The organism is Enterococcus sp. VV15 (assembly GCF_005236045.1).
GTDB lineage: Bacteria > Bacillota > Bacilli > Lactobacillales > Enterococcaceae > Enterococcus_B > Enterococcus_B durans.
Genome location: NZ_QPTY01000005.1, coordinates 53,288 through 72,969, shown reverse-complemented (window position 1 = coordinate 72,969; position 19,682 = coordinate 53,288). Strand labels below are relative to the sequence as shown.

Below are 19,682 nucleotides of genomic sequence, written 5' to 3'. Positions count from 1 at the left end.
AAATGAATGAAATGGAGGAACGAATATGCAAAAACGTGTCATCACCTTGTTGATGGTCATTGTCGGCGCAAGCTTAGGGATTTCCTTTTTACCTACGGCTTGGCAGACAGTGGATCAACAATCAAATGGATGGCTAAATAATACATTTACCAATAGCCTGTTAGGCGCACTTATTTTCTTTCTATTATCTTTGCTATTGGCAAAACATATTTCAGCTGTAATCAAACAGATCGAAGAAAAATTAAGTGAAGTGAGTTTGACCTATCTCTTATTTGGAGCGATCGGGGCAATCATCGGGTTAACATTAGGTGTGATTATTTCAACGCCACTGTACAATACGAATATACCAGTTGTTAATAGTGTCTTGCCGATCTTATTGATGGTCATTTTAGGCTATCTAGGATTGAGAATGGGGACGACTCGGATCGACGAGTGGAAAAAAATCTTTGGGCCTCGAAATAAAAAAACGGAACAAGAAACAGCTAGCGAGGTAGAAAGTCAGCTATTAGAACGCAAACAAGGTGAAAACTTCCATAAATACAAAATCTTGGATACTAGCGTGATCATTGATGGGCGAATCTATGACATCACGAAAACGGGCTTTTTAGAAGGCACATTGATGATCCCGAATTTTGTCTTGTATGAATTACAATATATTGCCGATTCAGGAGATAGCTTGAAGCGAGTACGTGGACGTCGTGGGTTAGATATTTTGAATGCTTTGCAAAAAGAAGAAGGAATATCTGTTGAAATGTATGATGGGGACTTCGAAGATATCACAGAAGTGGATAGTAAATTGATCAAATTAGCTAAATTACTAGACGGTGTGATCGTGACAAACGATTACAACTTGAATAAAGTCTCTGAATTTCAAAATGTCCCAGTTTTGAACATCAATGCGTTAGCGAATGCAGTTAAACCTGTTGTGATCCCAGGAGAAAACATGAATGTATTGGTAGTTAAGGCAGGAACTGAACGTCAGCAAGGAGTAGCTTATCTTGATGATGGTACGATGGTCGTTGTTGAAGACGGGCAGCATTATATGAATGAACACATTGAGGTCGTTGTAACGAGTGCGTTGCAAACTGCGGCTGGTCGAATGATTTTTGCTAAGCCAGCTCATGCTGGACGCGGAATCGACAATAAAGACAATAAAAAAGAAACAGAAAAAAGTAAATAAGCTGAAATAATCGATAAAAATAGCCAACTGGTAAGGAATTTCAACCAGTTGGCTTTACTATTTACCTTATAAAAGGTAAAATTTGGCTGAGTGGCTTTTATTTTTTGTCGAAAAGCCTATAAAGAATTATGGAACAATTAAAATGAAATAGCCTCTTGCTAAATCGTTTTGTTCATTTGTTCGTAAATGAATCAGCCCATAGCTCTTAAAGACTAGTTTGAAAGAAGAGGAAGAAAATGACGAAAGTACGCGTACGCTATGCACCAAGTCCAACCGGGCACTTGCATATTGGGAATGCTCGAACAGCATTATTCAATTATTTGTTTGCCCGCCACAATGATGGAGATTTTATTATTCGTATCGAGGATACAGACCAAAAACGAAACATTGAAGACGGTGAAAAAAGCCAGTTGGAAAATCTAGCTTGGTTAGGGATGGATTGGGATGAATCTCCTGAAAATCCTGGAGAATATGGTCCGTATCGTCAATCAGAAAGAAAAGAAATCTATCAGCCTCTAATTGATCAATTACTTGCAAGCAATCGTGCTTACAAGTGCTATTGTACAGAAGAAGAATTAGAAGCAGAACGTGAAGCACAACGCGCACGAGGAGAAATGCCACATTACGCTGGTACTTGTGCCAACCTTACACCTGAAGAACAAGCAAAAAAAGAAGCTCAAGGTTTAGAACCTGTAATTCGTTTCCGTGTTCCTCGTAACACAGAATACAAATTCACGGACATGGTCAAAGGCGATATCTCATTTGAATCAGATAATATCGGTGGCGACTACGTGATCCAAAAACGTGACGGCATGCCTACTTACAACTTCGCTGTAGCGGTAGATGACCATTTGATGAAGATCACACATGTTTTGCGTGGAGACGATCATATTGCGAACACACCAAAACAATTGATGGTCTATGAAGCGTTTGGCTGGACACCACCAACTTTTGGCCACATGACCTTGATCATCAATACAGAAACAGGAAAAAAACTAAGTAAGCGTGATGAATCGATCCTTCAATTCATCGAACAATATCGTGAACTAGGCTACTTACCAGATGCAATGTTCAACTTTATTGCTTTATTGGGGTGGTCACCAGTTGGAGAAGATGAACTATTCAACCAAGCAGATTTGATCAAAATGTTTGATCCAAACCGTTTGAGTAAATCTCCAGCAGCGTTCGATGCTAAGAAACTACAATGGGTCAATAACCATTACATCAAAGAAATGGATTTAGATAAGCTAACAGATATGTGTCTTCCTTATTTGATTGCTGACGGACGTGTTCAAGAAAATCCTGATGAAAAAACAATCGAATGGGTGAAAAAGATCGTTAGTCTGTATCAACCTCAAATGAGTTATGCAGCTGAAATCGTGGATATGTCTGCATTGTTCTTCAATGAACATCCTGTATTGAATGATGCAGCGAAAGAAGTATTGGCTGGCGAAACAGTTCCAACCGTTCTGACAGCTTTCAAAGCGCAATTAGAACAAATGGAAGTAGTGGATGCACCAACAGTCAAAGCTGCAATCAAAGCAGTTCAAAAAGAAACAGGTGTGAAAGGAAAAAATCTATTCATGCCAATTCGTGTCGCTGTTTCTGGACAAATGCATGGTCCAGAATTACCAGAAACGATCGAATTGCTTGGACGTGAAAAATCCTTGGCACATTTAAATCAAGTAATAGATTAAACACGTTGAACAGAAAGAAGTAGGTAATCGTTGATTTCAAGAGAGGCGACGGCTGGTGAAAGTCGCTAATCAATTTTTACTGAAATGCCTCTGGGAGTGGTCTTGACGAACATTGAATCAGAAGAGTTTTTCGCTTCTTTCAGTAAGGTAGTCAGGGACGTAAACGCGAACGTTATCCGTCAAAGGTAATCGTGTTTGATTATAAAGAAAAGTGGAACCACGCAACTAGCGTCTTTTAATAAGGAAACTTATTTAAAGGCGCTTATTTGTTTTTCCAAAAGAAAATACATACACACAAAGTGAAGAAAGGAGTGACAACAGATGGGGTGGTTTACCCGTGCCGTAGAGGCAGCCAAGAAAAATGATCCAGCTGCACGTTCGACTTTAGAAGTCGTATTGACTTATCCAGGCTTCCACGCATTGTTTTGGCACCGAGTCTCTCACTACTTATATGAGCATCGACTTTATTTACTGGCAAAAATCAACGCACAATTCTGGCGTTTCATAACAGGGATCGAAATACATCCTGGTGCAAAAATTGGACGAGGCGTGTTTATTGACCACGGGATGGGCATCGTAATCGGTGAAACAGCAGAAGTGGCTGATGACGTGGTCCTTTTCCATGGGGTCACTTTAGGCGGTACTGGAAAAGAAACAGGAAAGAGACATCCAACCATCAAACAAGGTGCGATGCTTTCTGCGAATGCGCAGATATTGGGGCCGGTCACTATCGGTAAGAATGCCAAAATCGGCGCAGGAGCAGTCGTTTTGAAAGATATTCCAGATGATGCAACAGCTGTTGGTATCCCTGCAAAAGTGGTACGGATCAAAGGTGAAAAAGTGAGGAGATCAGAATGATAAAGATTTATAATACATTAACTAGAAAAAAAGAACTATTTACGCCAATCAACGAAGGGAAGGTGGGGATGTATGTCTGCGGACCGACAGTATATAACTACATCCATATCGGCAATGCACGTAGTACGATTGCTTTTGATACGATCCGTCGTTATTTTGAGTATCGAGGCTATCAAGTCGACTATATCTCCAATTTTACAGATGTCGATGATAAGATCATCCGTGTGGCAAATGAGTTAGGCGTGACAGCACCAGAAGTAGCCGATCGTTTTATCCAGGTGTTTGAAGAAGACACGCAAGCATTGAATGTGGAGCCAGCAACACTCCATCCCCGTGTGATGGACCACATGCCTGATATTATCTCATTCATCCAAACACTTGTTGAAAAAGGATATGGGTACGAAGCAAATGGGGATGTCTATTACCGTACAAGAAAATTCACATCTTACGGAAAATTAAGTGACCAATCCATTGATGAATTAGAGATCGGTGCAAGTCAACGTACTGGAGAAGAGCAAAGTCAAAAAGAAGACCCTCTTGATTTTGCCCTTTGGAAAAAAGCAAAAAATGGAGAGATCTCTTGGGATTCCCCATGGGGCAAAGGACGTCCAGGCTGGCATATCGAGTGCTCTGTCATGGCAACAAAACATCTTGGTGATACAATTGATATCCATGGTGGTGGACAAGATTTAGAATTCCCACATCATGAAAATGAAATTGCACAAAGTGAAGCAAAAACAGGCAAGAAATTTGCCAATTATTGGATGCACAACGGCTTCGTGACAATCGGTGAAGAAGACCAAAAAATGAGTAAGTCGCTAGGCAACTTCATTACAGTACATGAACTGATCCAGACAGTTGATCCGCAAGTAATCCGTTTCTTCATGGCAACTACCCAATATCGTCGACCGATTCGTTACAGTGAGACGACAATGAAAGAAGCAGCGACGAACTTGCAACGGTTAAGAAATACGTTCGATAATGTTCAATTTCGTTTGCCAACGGCTATAGGACATTCAGAAGCAGATGCGCATCTTTTAATGGAATTAGACCAGATCGAGCAACGTTTCATTGAAGAAATGGATGATGACTTCAATTCAGCTAACGGAATCACTGTGGTATATGAATTAGCGAAATGGTTGAATACGTACTTAGAAAAGAGTGAAGTTTCTGCTGCAGTGTTAGAAAAAGGAAAAGCTTTATTTACACAATGGCTATCGATCTTTGGTATTTTATTTACCTCCGTTGAATTATTGGATGAAGAAATCGAACAGCTGATTGAAGAACGGACACAGGCAAGAAAAAATCGTGATTTTGCCCGTAGTGATGAAATCAGAGACTTATTAAAAGAAAAGGGGATCTTGCTTGATGATACACCGCAAGGGACTCGTTGGAGAAGAGAAGCATGAAAGATTATACACAATTAAATGGACTAGCCTTAGCTTATGTAGGCGATGCTATCTATGAAATCTATGTCAGAGATTACTTGGTCGAGCAAGGAGAAACCAAGCCCAATAAACTCCACCGCGCAGCTACAAGCTATGTTTCAGCGAATGCGCAAGCTTATTTGATCAAAAAAATGGTAGAAGAACAGTTGATGACGGCAGAAGAGGAAATCTACTACCGTAGAGGAAGAAATGCTAAAAGTCACACAAGTGCGAAAAATGCAGATATTGCTACTTATCGGATTGCGACAGGTTTTGAAGCGTTGATGGGGTATTTGCATTTAACAAAACAAACAGAACGAATGGAAGAATTGATTCGTTGGTGTATCCAGAAAGTCGGTGAAAAAAATGAGTAGAGAAAAAAACGAGCGTAACTACACAAAACGCAATAAAAAAAGTCAACAAAAGTCACCTAAATTTGTACAGAATAAAGCAAACAGACCTGAGTCAGTGATGAAATCAGCAGAAGAGGAACCACTAGAAGATAATTTTATTTTTGGGCATCATGCGTCGGTTGAAGCTTTGCAACAAGGACGTGGCAACAAGTTGTTCCTTCAAGAAGACGCTCGTGGAGAAAAAATCGATGAGCTAAAAACAATTGCTAGAGAGCAGTCAGTTCCAGTTAAATGGGTACCAAAGCAAAAATTGGATACTTTGAGTGATCATGGCGTACACCAAGGGATCGTTCTAGCCATCACACCTTATGAGTATCTTTCGCTGGATCAATTACTGATACAGGCAAAGGAGAAGACGGAAACACCGTTCTTCTTGATTTTAGATAGTATTGAAGATCCACATAATTTCGGATCTATATTACGAACAGCAGATGCTAGTGGAGTAGATGGAGTAATCATTCCAAAGCATCGTGCAGTAGGAATTACCCCTATCGTAACAAAAACCTCTACAGGGGCTGTCGAACACGTGCTAGTTGCCAGAGTGACAAATCTTGTTCAAACGGTCCAACAGCTCAAAGAAGAAGGATTCTGGGTATTTGGTACCGATATGGATGGAACAAACTTTCAAAAATGGAACGCGCAAGGTTCAATTGCATTAGTCATTGGTAATGAAGGACGTGGCATGAGTCCAGGTCTAAAAAAAGAGATGGACGAGCTATTGACGATCCCAATGATTGGACATGTACAAAGTTTGAATGCCAGTGTCGCAGCAGGTCTTTTGATGTACCAAGCTTTCTCCCAACGACAGGGGGAATAAGCGATGAAAAAACAGTTGTTGATCGTAGATGGATATAACATGATCGGATCTTGGCCTGAGTTAGTGGCACTAAAAAAACAAGATAAAATGGCGGATGCCAGAGAAGCGCTCCTTCACCGATTATCTAATTACGCAAAATATGAAGGAATCGAAGTAATTATTGTTTTTGATGCACAACTAGTTCCAGGTATCCAACAAAACTACAAAAAATATCAGCTAGAGGTAGTATTCACAAAAGAAGATGAAACTGCGGATAGCTATATCGAACGAATCGCAGGAAAACTGAACGATCGATTGACCCAAGTGACAGTTGCTACCAGCGACTTGGCAGAACAATGGATGATTTTTTCGCAAGGCGCTCTACGAACATCTGCATATGAGTTGTATAAAACGATCAAGAAAACGGAAAAAAATATAGCTCAAGACAATATAAATATGCGTTTTGTGGATTTTCGTCGGAACTCTCCTTGGAATGACGAACAATTAGCAAAACTGTCCCAAAAGTTAGACGATTTAATGCGAAAAGATAGATAACATTGTTATATAGCCAATTACTACATGAATTGATGATAAGATTCCTCCATAATCGAATGTATGGAGGAATTATTTTATGTCTGAGGAGTTATTGCATGCCGCACGTAACGGTGATGAGGAAGCATTTGCTACCCTGTATCAAAAATATTTTCCACTTTTATTGCGTTTAAAGAATATGTATTATTTACGGAATTACGTTTATGAAGATTGGGAACAAGAAGCAAGGATAGCTTTGTACCAAGCTTTGAAAACTTATGAAAATAACAAGGGAGTCAGTTTTGGGAGCTATTATAAAAGTATTATCAGCAATCAGATCTATTCATTATTGAGAAAGCAAAATGCGCTGAAACGCAGAGATCAAAAAGATGAGATTTCGATTGATCAAAAAATCGAGACGGAGGGTCCAGATTTTTTAGCTGAGATCACGATGCAAGAACCGTTAGCGGTTCAGCATTTGTTGCTGCATGAAGCGATTGAAGACTGCCACATCAAATTTTCAAAAAAGGAAGCAAAAATATTCTATTACTATATGCAGGGAGCAGATTTTACGGAAATGGCAGAAACGCTTTCTATGGATATCAAACAAGTAAAAAGTGCATATAGTCGAGTGAAATTTAAACTAAAACAACATTTAAGAAAATATAATGAGGAATAATTCATCAAATTATTAATGTTATTTTTATTTGTTTTTATTGCTTTTCTTTTTTTTGTATGGTAAACTTGAAAATTTTTAAAACGTGTGGTATACTGGTAAATGAGGTGAACTGTATGCCAACAACTTTAGCTACAATCAAAAAAGATTTAGAAGGTCGTATCGGCAGCCCAATCATGCTGGTTGCTCAGACAGGAAGAAAGCGTCAAACAGAACGCCGAGGCGTTTTAACAGAAACCTATCCTTCAGTATTCGTTGTTGATTTGGATCCTGAAGAAAATTCTTTTGAACGAGTATCGTATAGTTACTCTGATGTACTTACTCGAACAGTCGAAATCGAATTTTTAACTGAAGCAGTTTAAAAAGCAAGCGAGCCTAATGTCGTATCAGGTTCGTTTGCTTTTTTGTTGATAAATCGGTATGCTGATGAAAAAGCAAAGTCGGAGGTAGATCACATGAAGTATCACGTTAAACCATTTTCTGAGTTAAATACGGAAGAGTTTTATGCCATCGTCAAAGAGCGGATCGCTGTTTTTGTTGTTGAGCAAAACTGTCCATATCAAGAAGTCGATGAGATCGATGAACAAGCATGGCACACCTATTTTAAAGATGATGGTGGCAATATTTCAGCGTATACAAGGGTCTATGAAGCACAAGATGCTATTCATTTTGGGCGGGTATTAGTGAATAAGGAGCATCGTAAAGAAGGCTTGGGGCGAAAAATACTTCAACAAACGATCGCATTTATTCAAGAGAAGTATCCAAATCAGCCGATCGTTATTGGTGCACAAGTATACCTTCGTTCTTTTTATGAATCATTTGGATTCGAAGCAATCTCTGATGTTTACTTAGAAGATGACATCCCCCATATTGACATGAAGCTTGGATGATCGAGCATTTCGCAACCTAAAAAAAGGGGAACAGAAGTGGGTGTTTCTTCTCCCATCATTTATTCATGTTTAGAGACGGAAGCAAAAGTATTCCTTCCTTTTGCTTCCGTCTCTTTTTGTGCATTATACTTCTTTCTTTTCGTTGCTAGTATCTACAGCTGCTTGTGCTGTAGGATGCCCGTTGTTTTCTGCTGTTTGTTGAGCAAGTAAGTCGCGGATATCGCTAAGATAATCTTCCGCTGTTGGTGTTGCAGGAACTTCCTCTTCTTCTTTTGTAGAACGTAGATTTTTCGCATGATTTGCTGCTTTTACAACTAAGAATAAGATGAAGCCGGTAATGATAAATGTAATGATTGCACTGATGACGTCACCAAAAGCGAAGGTAACTCCTTTAGTAGGTGACCAGTCTAAAATAGACAACGCCCCCTCTAAATCAGATGTGCCAGTAATCATTGCTACTACCCAACCAACAAGGGGAGTAATCAATCCTTGCACGATCTGATTGACGATACTGGTAAATGCACTACCAATAACAACCCCGACAGCTAAATCTAATACGTCACCACGCATGATAAACTCTTTGAATTCTTTAATCATAATTTTCCTCCTCTCTTTTAATCTTAGTATAACGAAGAATAAAAAAATATAAAAACAACACGCATTTGTTGTAGAAGTCTTTAGTTAAAACACTTCTATGCTATACTATAAAGTGACTCTTAGGTGCTGAAAAAGAGATTGACAGCAGAGCGTGCATATCAAATAATGCGCTAAATAAATCATGCAGGGGAACGGACTGCAAAAAAGGGGACTTTATTATGACATATCAACTAGCAGAGGGTGTCAACCTCCATGTGCTGCAAACAAAACAATATAAAACGGTTCGTATCTTTGTTCGATTCACAACACGTTTAGCAAAAGAAACCTTGACCAAACGCTCACTTTTGAGTAGCTTATTGGAAACAAACAGTCTGAATTATCCAGATCAAACACAACTCAGTGCCAAACTAGCAGATCTTTATGGAGCTAGCTTTGGATTATCTGTGAGAAAAAAAGGTAATCTTCACTGGCTGAATGCTGGAATCAGTTTCGTCAACGGCAAGTATGTGAATGATTCCGAAATTTTCAATGAAGCAGTGGATTTTCTAAAAGAAGTACTGTTTTATCCAAATATCAAGGAACAAAAATTCGATCAATTGACATTTGATCTGGAAAAAAACAATTTAAAACTTTATCTAGAAAGTCTGAACGAAGACAAACAAACCATGGCCTCACTGGCTCTGCAAGAATTGTACTTTGAACAGTCTGATGCTCAAAAAATCCCGAGTTTTGGGACAATTGAAGATCTAGAAGAATTGTCTGCGGAAAGTTTGGCAACTTATTACCAAGAAATGATAGCAAACGATCAAGTCGATATCTTTGTCGTCGGGGATGTTTCGGAAGAGGAAGTTAAAGTAGCGTTAGATAAATTACCTTTCACAGGTAGAACTTACGCACATCCAGAGATTTATTACACTCAGCCAAAATTAAACATTATCAAGGAACGACAAATCCAAGAGCCTGTCTTACAGGCAAAACTAAATCTTGCTTATCAAACGGACATTTATTACGACCAACCAGAGCGCTTTTCGTTGATGGTGTTCAATGGCTTATTTGGTGGATTTCCCCACTCTAAGCTATTCATGAATGTTCGAGAAAAAGAAAGTTTAGCTTACTATGCTTCAAGCAGTGTCGACACTTTTCGTGGATTTATGAGTGTACAAACAGGGATCGATGGAAAAAACCGCAATCAAGTGTTACGTTTGATCCATGAACAACTAGAAAGTTTACGCAATGGTGAGGTAACGGAGCTTGAATTAGCCCAAACGAAAGCCATGCTAAGAAATCAATACTTATTGTCCCTCGATGCACCACAGGCTACGATCGAAACAGCTTATTTAGATAATTGGTTACCAGAAACACAATTGACAGATGATGAATGGTTGAGCCGAATGGAAGACGTGACAATCCATGATATCCAAAACGTTGCGCAAAAAATCGAATTGCAAGCTATATTCTTTTTGGATGGAGGAATGACAAATGAATAAAACTGAATACTCTAAAATCAATGAAACACTCTATCATGAGGTACTACCTAATGGTTTGACTGTTTATTTATTACCGAAAAAAGAGTACCACAAGACCTATGGCCTATTTAGTACGAATTATGGCTCGATCGACAATGAATTTGTTCCATATGGCAAGTCAGAGAAAATAAAAGTTCCTGATGGGATCGCTCACTTCTTAGAACATAAATTATTTGAAAAAGAAGATGGCGATGTCTTTCAACTATTTGGACAACAAGGAGCTTCTGCGAATGCTTTTACAAGCTTTACAAAAACGAGCTATTTGTTTTCAACGACTGATCAGGTGGAAAAAAATCTCACTACTTTATTAGATTTCGTTCAAGCACCGTATTTTACGGAAGAAACAGTCAATAAAGAAAAAGGGATCATTGGCCAAGAAATCCAAATGTATGAAGATGATCCAAATTGGCGTTTGTTTTTTGGGATTTTGAATAATCTTTATCCTAATCATCCATTGCACATTGATATTGCAGGTACGGTAGAAAGTATCGATAAAATTTCAGCTGATGATCTGTATACTTGTTACCATACATTTTATCAACCAAGTAACATGGTCTTATTTGTTGTGGGAAATTTAGAACCAGAACAGTTGATGTCAGTTATCCGAACGAATCAATCAGCAAAAGATTTCCCACCAGCACAACCGATCCAACGGTATTTTCCTGAGAATACACACGAGATCATTGCAAAAAGTGAGCTAGAAGCAGCTGTGAATCGAAATAAATTTGTTTTAGGAATAAAAGGGTTAGATATTTTGCCACAAGAAGGAAGCAAATTGCTTCGGTATAAAACAGCTATCAACTTGTTATTCCAACTTTTATTAGGAAATACTTCACAAAATTATTTGAAAATGTACAATGAAGGACTGATCGACGACAGCTTTGGTTTTGAATTCACGTTGGATCGCGAATTCCATTTTGCCGATTTTAGCGGAGATACAGATCAACCAGAAGAAGCGGCGAAACAAGTCAAACAACTTATTCTAAACTTCGAGAATGATCCAGAAATTACTACAGAAAACTTAACACTGCTTAAGAAGAAAATGCTGGGACAATATTTCCAATCATTGAATTCAATCGAGTATATTGCCAATCAATTCACGCAAAGTCTATTTGGAGAGCAAACGCTATTTGATCTACCTCAAATCATTGACTCCATTCAATTGGAAGATGTCCTACAGGTTGGTCGAACATTCATCAATAATGAAGCATTTAGTGAGTTTTACATGCAACCAAAGAAAAACTAGGGAAAGTTAAAAAATTTCCCATCTAACTCTTAAATTTCACTATAGAGTTAGGTGAAAGCTACCCTAGAATTGTCTGATTTGTGGTATTCTTTAGATAGATAGCCCAATCAGATGATTTCTATAGGGCAATAAGTCCTTGCTATTCTTTTGTTAGAATGGCAGACAACCAGTTTTTAAGGGACAACTGATTTGTAGAACTGGTTAGAATAAAAAGACTGGAGAAGATGAACGAGTGGCTTTTGAAACCATCGGGGAAAAATTAAGGCAAGCCCGCTTAAATAAAAAAATATCTTTAGATGAATTACAACAAATTACTAAAATCCAAAAACGCTACCTAGAAGCAATCGACAATGATGATTTTGATCAATTGCCTGGGAAGTTTTATGTTCGTGCATTTATTCGACAGTATGCCGAGGCAGTAGGAGAAGACGGGGATCATTTAGTTGATGTATTTGATGGAAAAAGCAAACTATCAGCTGGAACGATCGTCGAGCGTCCAGAACCTGAAACAGTAAATGGATCTAGAAAAGCAATGCATCAAGAAGAATCACACCCTAGTAAATTTTGGACAAGTCTGCCGGTCATTTTATTGGGATTGGTCGCGTTAGCAATCATTGTAGTTGTTGGGTATATGACATGGCAAGATCGCCAAGCAGATCCTATCATTGGAGGAAGTGCTTCTTCTGTGACTGTGGACGGTTCAGTAGAACAAACCGTATCGTCTACGAAAGAAAGTACTCAAGATTCTTCAACAGTTGAATCAACCACTGAGTCAACGGTTGAAGAGAAAAAAATGGCTATTACAGCTGGACAAGATACAGGAAGTGCTATTGCAGTATCCATTACCGATGCTACTAAGCCTGTGACGCTTGAATTCACCGCAGCAAATCGAGTGTGGATTGGCGTGATGGTGGACAATGCGTATGTTTATCAAGGCACACTAGCAGCGAATGAAACGCAAAGCACACAGTTGCCAGAAACGGCCACGAACGTGACGATCACATTAGGGGCAGCAAGTAATGCCACGATCAAAGCTAATGGCGAAATCGTACCTGTCAATCCGGGAGAGAATAACCGGAGTCCAAAAAATGTCACCCTCGCTTTGCAATATAAGGAATAGGTTTCAGAACTGTTCTTGATAGATGGTGGCATGAAAACAGTAAAGTGAACAAAGACTTTAGAAATGAGAGCGATTCACGATAGGTGTTTCTCAAATTTTTGAGAATTCGGTTCATTTTTTCGAAGCAATTGTTTCTACCGCGTACTCAAATTTAGAGGATGAGATAAAAGTGATTTTTACTTTTGTTTCATCCTTTTTTGTCGGATAATCTGAACTGCTTTTTCACAACCTTATCCCCGGTGTTCAAAGACTTGCATCTTCAACAATAAGCCTAAACAGATGAAAAACATGAAAAGCTGTTTTTCTCTGTTCATTCTTATTGCTTGATGCAGATCAGCCTTTTCACAACCTTACCCACGGTGTTCAAAAGCCAACTCCTTGAAATAAGTCTTAATTTTTCAAAACATGGAGAACTTTTTCGAAAAATTCATTCTTATTGTCAGCGGAGCTGAACGGCTTTTTCACAACCTTCTATAAAAACTAAACAATATCGGTGGAAAGTTTAGATAGAGTCACGTAGAATAGGGAGGAAAGGAGTCGATACTGTGAATTTACCAAATAAATTAACTGTAATTAGAATTTGTATGATCCCGATTTTTATTTTAGTTGTCGGATTGCCATTGGATTGGGGGCAATTAACTGTAGGAGATACCACACTTGAGGTGACTCAATTGGTAGGAGCAATTATTTTTGCGATTGCTAGTATCACGGATTGGTTGGATGGTAAAATTGCTCGTGCACGTGGTTTAGTAACGAACTTTGGGAAATTTGCTGATCCTTTAGCTGATAAGATGTTGGTAATGACGGCATTTATCATGTTAGTTGGTCAAGGAAAAGCACCAGGGTGGGTCATCGCGATCATCGTGTGTCGTGAACTGGCTGTAACAGGATTGCGCCTACTATTGGTCGAACATGGGGAAGTCATGGCAGCTGCGTGGCCTGGAAAAGTAAAAACAGCTACACAAATGGTTGCGATTATTTTGTTATTCATCAATAACATTCCATTTAATCTAATCGGTCTTCCAGTTGATCAAATCATGTTATATGCTTGTTTAGTCTTTACCATCTATTCAGGAGTCGACTATTTTGCCAAAAATAGTGGCGTATTTAAAGGATCGATGTAATCGAAAACAGCAGTTAGTTTCCCTGAGAAAACACTGTTTAGCAACAAAAAAACCGAAAATCCTCGAAAAAGCTTACCTCGAGGATTTTCGGTTTTTTTGTTGGTTGGAGAGAGTTAAAGTATAAAAATGATACGCATGATTGAAAGAAAAGACAGAAAATCTTTCTTAGTAAAGAAGAATGAGTCGAAAATTTTTTACTGTATTTGTGAAGGGAGAATGAGCAAATAATCAAAGAACCTTTTGACAAATAGCGTATACTATTTAAGTAGGGATTACTACAAGCGAATAGACATGCAAACAGTTAAAGTTAAGGAAGCGATCAAGATGAAATCAGAAATTATTGCCGTAGGAACAGAGCTTTTATTAGGGAAAGTTGTCAATACCAACGCGACATTTTTATCAGAACAATTAGCAGACCTTGGAATCGACGTCTATTATCAAACAGTTGTGGGAGATAATCCTACACGTTTAGAAGAGTTGATTCAGTTAGCAGAAACGAGAAGTGAATTGATCATTTTGTGTGGTGGATTAGGACCGACAGAAGATGATCTAACAAAAGAAGTGACAGCGAAGCATCTTGGTAGAGAACTAATTCAAAATACAGAAGGATATAAAAAATTATTGACCTTTTTTGAAACAACGAAACGAAAGATGACAGAAAACAATTTGCAACAATCACAAATCATCGAAGGGGGAATCCCATTACCCAATCGTACTGGTCTAGCCTTGGGTACATTTTTCCAAACAGAAGATCATGTGTATATCTTACTACCTGGTCCGCCAAGTGAATTAAAACCAATGTTCATCGAACAAGCGCGTCCGCTATTGGAAGAAAAATTTCCATCAAAAGAAAAATTGATTTCAAAAGTGCTAAGGTTTTATGGTATTGGTGAGTCACGTCTAGTAACAGAATTAAAAGATTTAATCGAAACACAGATCAATCCAACGATCGCACCTTATGCAAAACCTAATGAGGTCACTTTGCGATTAACTGTAAAAACAAAGGATGTACATGCAGGAAATCAAGCATTACTAGCTTTAGAAGAAAGAATCCAAGAACGAGTTGGCGAGTATTTTTATGGCTACGGGGATGACAATTCTCTGCCAAAAGTTGTCGTGGATCTCTTAAAAGAAAGGAACCAAACGATCACTGCGGCGGAAAGTTTGACCGCAGGAGCTTTTCAAGCTGCATTAGGAGATATCCCAGGTGTATCTGCAGTCTTTCCTGGTGGTTTTACGACGTATTCGTTAGAAACAAAAGCAAATTTTTTAACGATTGATCGCCACTTTTTAGAAAAATATGGGACAGTTAGTCAAGAATGTGCGGAGCAAATGGCTCTTCAAGCAAGAAAACTAGCAGGAACAGATTACGGGATTTCTTTCACTGGAGTAGCTGGGCCAGATGAACTCGAAGGACAGCCTGTTGGGACGGTTTGGATTGCATTAGTATATGGGGACGAAGCAGTCATTTCACAGAAATATCGATTCACGAGAGACCGCGCAGCAATCCGACACAGCGCCGTAATGCAAGGATTTGATCTGTTAAGAAGACAAGTATTAAGAAAAAAATAAATGCGAATATTTGTTCGGTTTTTGCTTGCTTTTTGATAATAAAAACGATATGATTAGCTTAATGAATGTTGCACTGATTTGTGAAAATAAGGAGGATTATCGTATTGGCAGATGATCGTAAAGCAGCGTTAGAAGCTGCGTTGAAAAAAATTGAAAAGAACTATGGTAAGGGTTCGATCATGAAGTTAGGCGAAAAGATCGACCAACAGATTTCTACCATCCCAAGTGGTTCACTTGCACTAGATGTTGCATTGGGAGTTGGTGGCTATCCTCGAGGCCGAATCATTGAAGTCTATGGACCAGAAAGTTCAGGTAAGACCACAGTTGCCTTACATGCAATTGCTGAAGTACAAAGAAATGGTGGCACAGCAGCGTTTATTGATGCTGAACATGCCTTAGATCCACAATATGCCCAAAAATTAGGCGTAAATATCGATGAATTACTTCTTTCTCAACCTGATACTGGTGAACAGGGATTAGAAATCGCTGATGCTTTAGTATCAAGTGGTGCGGTTGACATCGTTGTTGTCGATTCTGTAGCAGCTTTGGTTCCTCGTGCAGAAATTGATGGTGAAATGGGTGACTCTCACGTGGGGTTACAAGCTCGTCTAATGTCTCAAGCATTACGTAAATTGTCAGGATCGATCAATAAAACAAAAACAATTGCAATCTTTATCAACCAAATCCGTGAAAAAGTCGGCGTGATGTTTGGTAATCCTGAAATCACACCAGGGGGACGTGCGTTGAAATTCTACGCAACGATCCGTTTAGAAGTCCGTCGTGCGGAACAGTTAAAACAAGGAACAGATATTGTTGGTAACCGTACAAAGATCAAAGTTGTTAAAAACAAAGTTGCGCCACCATTCAAAATCGCTGAAGTGGATGTCATGTACGGTCAAGGTATTTCTCAAGAAGGAGAACTACTGGATATGGCTGTTGAAAAAGACATCGTTGATAAGAGCGGAGCTTGGTACTCTTATAAAGAAGACCGTATCGGGCAAGGACGCGAAAATGCAAAGATCTATATGGCAAATCATCCAGAAATGATGGCAGAAGTTTCTGCATTGGTACGTGTGGCTTATGGTATCGGCGAAGAAGTCGAAGTACCAGAAGAATCACAGGCAGAACTACCATTAGAAGAATAATTGAATCAAGAAACAACAGGTAAACGAGTAGATGACTTGTTTGCCTGTTTTTTTATCTTTAAACCACTAATTTTCGTGTAGCGATGGGTGCAAGCCGAATATTTTTTTAACGTTCCTTATTCTGGATATTTTTGATGACAAGTTTTATAAAAACACTATAATCATATGCAAAACGTCCCTTTAACGAAAAAACAGTGAACCGTTTCCTTACGTATTTAAAGTTGACACTGTGGGGTACAAACATTAGAATAAACTTGTGTACATTTTTGTACACATATGCGAGAAGCATATTGACAAGTTTAGAATACTTTATCATAGAAGTTGTACAGATGATAAAAATGAAAAAGATAGTATGGAGGTGGATTTTATGGTATTCAACATTCTCCTCGCTATCATCGGTTTAATTGTCGGTCTTGGTTTAGGGTTTATGGTTGCGAAGTCACGTCACGAGAAAGAAATTGCTGGTGCACAATCATCAGCAGCTGGAATTATCGATAGTGCAAAGAAAGAAGCAGAAACTCTAAAAAAAGAAGCATTGTTAGAAGCTAAGGAAGAAAATCAGAAATATCGTTCTGAAGTTGAAAGTGAGCTGAGAGAAAGCAAATTAGAATTAAAATCTCAAGAAAATCGATTGATTCAACGCGAACAAACATTGAATCGAAAAGATGACTCGTTGGAAAAACGTGAGAACTCACTTGAAAGTAAAGAAGAAGCACTTAGTTCAAAACAGCAATTAATTGAAGAGCGAGAAAAAGACGTTGAAAAATTGGTTGAAGATCAACAAAAAGAATTAGAAAAAATTGCTGGTTTATCGAAAGAAGATGCAAAAGAAGTCATCATGAAGTCAACCGAAGAAGAGTTGAATCATGAATTAACTCTAATGGTAAAAGAATCTGAACAGCGAGCAAAAGAAGAAGCTGATCGTAAAGCGAAAAATCTTTTGTCATTAGCAATCCAACGCTGTGCAGCAGACCAAGTATCTGAAACGACAGTATCTGTTGTCACATTACCAAACGATGAGATGAAGGGCCGAATCATTGGTCGTGAAGGTCGAAACATTCGAACACTGGAAACATTGACAGGAATCGATTTGATCATCGACGATACCCCAGAAGCAGTTGTACTGTCTGGCTTTGATCCGATCCGTCGCGAAATCGCACGAATGACCTTGGAAAAACTGATCCAAGATGGCCGAATCCATCCAGCACGCATTGAAGAAATGGTCGAAAAATCGCGTAAAGAAATGGATGAACGAATCCGTGAATACGGAGAAGAAGCCGCATTTGAAGTTGGAGCGCATACGTTGCATCCTGATCTGATCAAGATCATGGGACGTCTACATTTCCGAACAAGTTATGGACAGAATGTATTGAAACATTCCGTTGAAGTAGCAAAACTTTCTGGTATCTTAGCTGCTGAACTAGGCGAAGATATCCAATTAGCTAAACGTGCGGGCTTGCTTCATGATATTGGTAAAGCCTTGGATCACGAAATTGAAGGATCACACGTTGAGATCGGTGCTGAATTAGCAGCGAAATACAAAGAAAATCCAGTAGTGATCAATGCGATTGCATCACATCATGGCGACGTTGAAGCAACATCAGTCATCTCTGTATTAGTAGCTGCAGCTGATGCCTTGTCAGCCGCTCGTCCAGGAGCACGCAGTGAATCACTAGAAAACTATATCCGTCGTTTGAGAAGCCTAGAAAACATCTCCAATAGTTTTGCAGGAGTTGAATCAAGCTTTGCTGTCCAAGCAGGACGTGAAGTTCGGGTAATGGTCAAACCGGATGAAATTTCTGATCTAGATGCTGTTCGTTTGGTTCGTGATATCAGAAAACGGATTGAAGATGAACTAGATTATCCGGGACATATTAAAGTAATCGTCATCCGTGAAACACGGGCAACAGATTATGCAAAATAAAAAAGCGATGCAAGTTGAGGCTTGCATCGTTTTTTTATTTATCTAACATTTCAAGGTCTTTTTCGATCGTTGTATTGATGCCTTTGATGATGGCAGGAATAAATCCGGCTTCTTCTAAAGCAACTACACCAGCAACCGTTGTTCCACCTGGTGAGGATACTTGGTCAACTAGTTCCCAAGGATTCTCATCATTAGCGAGAAATTTTTGGCAAGAACCCATAATTGCTTTAGCTGCGATTTCTGTTGCCATTTTTTTTGGTAAGCCATTTAGTACTCCCGCACGTCCCATAGCATCGATCAGCATATAGATAAAGGCAGGGGAACTTCCAGCTAGTCCGATAAATGTGCTGAAATCATCTTCTGCTAATTGATAGACACTACCAATTGCTTCGAAAATATCAGTTGCCTGTTTCAACTCGCTATCTGTCACAGTACGGCTTTTACAAATTGCTGAAACTCCCGCACCAACGCTAACGTTGACATTTGGCATGACCCGGATGATTTTAGCATCAGGGTTATTTAATGATTCTGTTAAATCGCTGATCGCTTTTCCTGAGGCAATCGAAATGAATAAACGTTTTTTACTATAACTTCGCAAATCTTTCAGTACTTGGTCGATGATCTTAGGTTTGACAGCTAGAAGAATCGTTTCGACTTGTTCTGCGACTTCTTGATTGCTTTTACAAGCAGTCACACCTATTTTATCAGCAAAGCGTTTGGCATTTTCGTAATGACCACTAGAAACGAAGATGTTTTCTTTTGCAACAGTCCCTTTTTCGAGCAATCCATTGATGATTGCTTGAGCCATGTTTCCTGTTCCGATAAACCCGATTTTCATGATATCCTCTCCTTTATTTTTAGCATATCTTTCTTTTGGATGAAGGGCAAGTAAAGAATCATGAAAATTATGTTTAGAAATAGAAGAGAGATTCCTATACAAAAGTGGAAAAAATAGGATAA

18 protein-coding genes, 1 pseudogene and 1 other annotated feature are annotated in these 19,682 nt (G+C 38.9%); of the genes and pseudogenes, 17 read left to right on the top strand and 2 right to left on the bottom strand.

Annotated elements, in window-relative coordinates:
• The first annotated feature begins 25 nt into the window (after positions 1 to 25).
• The 10 genes and pseudogenes from DVW83_RS03480 (at position 26) to DVW83_RS03435 (ending at position 8,468) form a co-directional block, all read left to right on the top strand.
• Positions 26 to 1,180: a PIN/TRAM domain-containing protein gene (locus DVW83_RS03480; RefSeq protein ID WP_104661877.1), complete on the top strand. Its 1,155-nt coding sequence runs from the start codon at positions 26 to 28 to the stop codon at positions 1,178 to 1,180.
• Positions 1,181 to 1,416: 236 nt separating this feature from the next.
• Positions 1,417 to 2,877, top strand: coding sequence for a glutamate--tRNA ligase (gltX, locus tag DVW83_RS03475; RefSeq protein WP_005876899.1), 1,461 nt, complete (start codon positions 1,417 to 1,419; stop codon positions 2,875 to 2,877).
• Positions 2,874 to 3,116, top strand: a binding site (T-box leader). Its footprint overlaps the gene before it by 4 nt.
• Positions 3,117 to 3,198: 82 nt before the next feature.
• A complete protein-coding gene (gene epsC / locus DVW83_RS03470) occupies positions 3,199 to 3,735 on the top strand; it encodes a serine O-acetyltransferase EpsC (RefSeq protein ID WP_081135691.1) in 537 nt (178 codons plus the stop codon).
• On the top strand, positions 3,732 to 5,144 hold the full coding sequence (gene cysS, locus DVW83_RS03465) for a cysteine--tRNA ligase (protein ID WP_104661878.1): 1,413 nt from the start codon (positions 3,732 to 3,734) through the stop codon (positions 5,142 to 5,144). Before epsC ends, cysS begins: the two co-directional genes overlap by 4 nt.
• Positions 5,141 to 5,536, top strand: coding sequence for a Mini-ribonuclease 3 (locus DVW83_RS03460; RefSeq protein WP_104661879.1), 396 nt, complete (start codon positions 5,141 to 5,143; stop codon positions 5,534 to 5,536). Before cysS ends, DVW83_RS03460 begins: the two co-directional genes overlap by 4 nt.
• A 112-nt stretch (positions 5,537 to 5,648) precedes the next feature.
• Positions 5,649 to 6,392, top strand: a pseudogene (gene rlmB, locus DVW83_RS03455) (23S rRNA (guanosine(2251)-2'-O)-methyltransferase RlmB); the annotation flags it as partial.
• A gap of 3 nt (positions 6,393 to 6,395) precedes the next feature.
• Complete coding sequence (locus tag DVW83_RS03450) at positions 6,396 to 6,926, top strand: NYN domain-containing protein (RefSeq protein ID WP_104661881.1); 531 nt, start codon at positions 6,396 to 6,398, stop codon at positions 6,924 to 6,926.
• 76 nt (positions 6,927 to 7,002) lie between these two features.
• Positions 7,003 to 7,581: an RNA polymerase sigma factor gene (locus tag DVW83_RS03445; RefSeq protein ID WP_104661882.1), complete on the top strand. Its 579-nt coding sequence runs from the start codon at positions 7,003 to 7,005 to the stop codon at positions 7,579 to 7,581.
• Positions 7,582 to 7,694: 113 nt separating this feature from the next.
• The gene (locus tag DVW83_RS03440; protein WP_005875105.1) at positions 7,695 to 7,940 is read left to right on the top strand and encodes a Veg family protein; all 246 of its coding nucleotides are present in this window, start codon (positions 7,695 to 7,697) and stop codon (positions 7,938 to 7,940) included.
• Positions 7,941 to 8,033: 93 nt separating this feature from the next.
• On the top strand, positions 8,034 to 8,468 hold the full coding sequence (locus DVW83_RS03435; RefSeq protein WP_104661883.1) for a GNAT family N-acetyltransferase: 435 nt from the start codon (positions 8,034 to 8,036) through the stop codon (positions 8,466 to 8,468).
• A 123-nt stretch (positions 8,469 to 8,591) separates the two neighbouring features.
• Here the strand turns inward: DVW83_RS03435 and mscL are convergent, their stop codons facing one another.
• Entirely contained in the window at positions 8,592 to 9,065 is a 474-nt protein-coding gene (mscL, locus tag DVW83_RS03430; RefSeq protein WP_104661884.1) for a large conductance mechanosensitive channel protein MscL, read from the bottom strand.
• Positions 9,066 to 9,283: 218 nt separating this feature from the next.
• Between mscL and yfmF the strand changes: the two genes are divergently transcribed.
• The 7 genes from yfmF to rny all read left to right on the top strand — a co-directional run bounded on the left by yfmF (position 9,284) and on the right by rny (position 18,722).
• Positions 9,284 to 10,552 (top strand): EF-P 5-aminopentanol modification-associated protein YfmF, encoded by a 1,269-nt coding sequence (gene yfmF, locus DVW83_RS03425; protein ID WP_104661885.1) that lies wholly within the window; start codon positions 9,284 to 9,286, stop codon positions 10,550 to 10,552.
• Positions 10,545 to 11,837, top strand: a complete 1,293-nt coding sequence (yfmH, locus tag DVW83_RS03420; RefSeq protein ID WP_104661886.1) for an EF-P 5-aminopentanol modification-associated protein YfmH — start codon at positions 10,545 to 10,547, stop codon at positions 11,835 to 11,837. The genes yfmF and yfmH overlap by 8 nt, the downstream gene beginning before the upstream one ends.
• A 232-nt stretch (positions 11,838 to 12,069) precedes the next feature.
• Positions 12,070 to 12,957 carry a RodZ domain-containing protein gene (locus DVW83_RS03415; RefSeq protein ID WP_104661887.1) on the top strand — a complete coding sequence of 296 codons (888 nt, stop codon included), beginning with the start codon at positions 12,070 to 12,072 and terminating at the stop codon, positions 12,955 to 12,957.
• 545 nt (positions 12,958 to 13,502) lie between these two features.
• Complete coding sequence (gene pgsA, locus DVW83_RS03410) at positions 13,503 to 14,081, top strand: CDP-diacylglycerol--glycerol-3-phosphate 3-phosphatidyltransferase (RefSeq protein ID WP_005875113.1); 579 nt, start codon at positions 13,503 to 13,505, stop codon at positions 14,079 to 14,081.
• A gap of 324 nt (positions 14,082 to 14,405) precedes the next feature.
• A complete protein-coding gene (locus DVW83_RS03405) occupies positions 14,406 to 15,653 on the top strand; it encodes a competence/damage-inducible protein A (RefSeq protein ID WP_104661731.1) in 1,248 nt (415 codons plus the stop codon).
• 104 nt (positions 15,654 to 15,757) lie between these two features.
• Positions 15,758 to 16,798 (top strand): recombinase RecA, encoded by a 1,041-nt coding sequence (gene recA, locus DVW83_RS03400; RefSeq protein ID WP_104661732.1) that lies wholly within the window; start codon positions 15,758 to 15,760, stop codon positions 16,796 to 16,798.
• A 367-nt stretch (positions 16,799 to 17,165) separates the two neighbouring features.
• Entirely contained in the window at positions 17,166 to 18,722 is a 1,557-nt protein-coding gene (gene rny / locus DVW83_RS03395) for a ribonuclease Y (RefSeq protein ID WP_005875117.1), read from the top strand.
• Positions 18,723 to 18,756: 34 nt separating this feature from the next.
• Here the strand turns inward: rny and proC are convergent, their stop codons facing one another.
• Complete coding sequence (gene proC / locus DVW83_RS03390) at positions 18,757 to 19,560, bottom strand: pyrroline-5-carboxylate reductase (protein ID WP_104661733.1); 804 nt, start codon at positions 19,558 to 19,560, stop codon at positions 18,757 to 18,759.
• Positions 19,561 to 19,682: the final 122 nt, after the last annotated feature.